Source organism: Burkholderia arboris, assembly GCF_902499125.1.
GTDB lineage: Bacteria > Pseudomonadota > Gammaproteobacteria > Burkholderiales > Burkholderiaceae > Burkholderia > Burkholderia arboris.
The window spans coordinates 1-1,070 of record NZ_CABVPX010000077.1; the positions used below are offsets into that span (position 1 = coordinate 1).

Here is a 1,070-nt window from a genome sequence, read left to right on the forward strand (position 1 = left end):
GCCCGTCGACGTGGAAGTCGACAGCGAGGTGATCGAGCTATTTGCCGACGAGAGACCCGTCGAGGTCGAAGTCGACAGCGAGGTGATCGAGCTGTTAGCCGACGAGAGGCCCGTCGAGGTCGACGTGGACAGCGAGGTGATCGAGCTATTTGCCGACGAGAGACCCGTCGAGGTCGAAGTCGACAGCGAGGTGATCGAGCTGTTAGCCGACGAGAGGCCCGTCGAGGTCGACGTGGACAGCGAGGTGATCGAGCTGTTAGCCGACGACAGGCCCGTCGACGTGGAAGTCGACAGCGAGGTGATCGAGCTATTTGCCGACGAGAGACCCGTCGAGGTCGAAGTCGACAACGACGTGATCGAGCTGTTAGCCGACGACAGACCGGTCGAGGTCGAGGTCGAAAGCGAGGTGATCGAGCTGTTAGCCGACGAGAGACCCGTCGAAGTCGAGGTCGACAGCGACGAAATGGCGCTGGTCGCGGTACCGACCTGCTGGGCGACCGAATAAAGCTGGCTGCCGTTGATCGCGTCGGTGCTGGTCGCGGTTACCTGGCCTGCGGCAAGGTTGGTGCCTTGTCGTTCCTTGCCGACATCACCGAAGCTGACGGTGCCGTTCGGATTGGCGCCGGCGAATCCGCCAAACGTCACTCCGTTGACGGTTGCGCTGCTCGTGGGGGTTGCCGCGGCGGTCTTCGAGTTGGCACCGAGCGCGACGGAGTTGTTCGTGCTGGCGACAGCACCGCTGCCGATGGCGACGGCGTCGGTGCCGGTCGCGGTGCTGTCGGCGCCGGTCGAGTTCGCGTGGAAGTACTTGATGCCCTGGCTGTTGATGTTGTTGATCGCCGAGCCGACGCTGTTGGCGGTCGACGTCGTGCCATTCGCGTTGTAGGTCGTATATGCCGGCGCGGAGACCGTGCCGGTCGTCGGGTCGTACGTGGAGCCGCCGCCGAGTGCCGATGCGGTGCTCGTGCCCAGGTTGTTCGTCTTCGTCGTGACCGAGCTCAGGCCGGTGGACAGCGAGCCGATCGAGCTGGTGGCCGACGAGAGGCCGGTCGACGTGGAAGTCGACAGCG

General features: G+C 64.4%; 1 protein-coding gene and 1 pseudogene. One reads left to right on the forward strand and one right to left on the reverse strand.

All coding sequences use genetic code 11. The features are described 5' to 3' along the window. Window positions 1-645, reverse strand: a pseudogene (locus tag BLA15945_RS37920) (ESPR-type extended signal peptide-containing protein); the annotation flags it as partial. Between BLA15945_RS37920 and BLA15945_RS37925 the strand changes: the two are divergent. After that, on the forward strand, window positions 605-886 hold the full coding sequence (locus BLA15945_RS37925; protein WP_265095832.1) for a hypothetical protein: 282 nt from the start codon (window positions 605-607) through the stop codon (window positions 884-886). The pseudogene BLA15945_RS37920 and the gene BLA15945_RS37925 sit on opposite strands and share 41 nt — an antisense overlap. Window positions 887-1,070 lie beyond the last annotated feature (184 nt).